Here is a 463-nt window from a genome sequence, read left to right as displayed (position 1 = left end):
GGGTGGCGAAGTCGGGCGGCATCATCCAGTGCAGCCGGTCCGCCGGGGTCGTCAGGAACGGGATGAACGACTCGATCAGCTGGTGCTCGGTCAGCGCCACCGGGGACCCGGCGCACCACAGCAGCGCGCCCCACGCGGCGGCGACGGTGCTGGGCGTGCCCGGCTGGAACATGGGGTCGCGCTGGCCGTCGACCCGCAGCAGTTCGCCCAGCGCGGTGGTGAGGGCCTGGGAGATGCGCGCCACGACGGCGGTGTCGGGGACGGACCCGAGGAACCCCAGCGGCGCGACCCGCCCCGCCGAAAGGTCGGGGCCGGGGGGGGACAGCTGCGGCGGGAAGGGCGGCCGGCCCCTATACACATCTACGGACCCACGAGACGGACCCCCAGCCCGCAAGCCGGCTGTCGCTTGGCAAAAAAAAAAAACAAAAAGAACTCTCACATAATACACACAACAAACTCTCAA

At 69.1% G+C, this 463-nt stretch carries 1 pseudogene; it reads right to left on the bottom strand.

The annotated features are described in order from the left end of the window. Positions 1-358: pseudogene (locus HUX53_RS38585) on the bottom strand (hypothetical protein); the annotation flags it as partial. Positions 359-463 lie beyond the last annotated feature (105 nt).

The organism is Actinomadura sp. BRA 177 (assembly GCF_013372625.1).
GTDB lineage: Bacteria > Actinomycetota > Actinomycetes > Streptosporangiales > Streptosporangiaceae > Spirillospora.
This window is presented reverse-complemented; position numbering and strand designations above follow the sequence as displayed.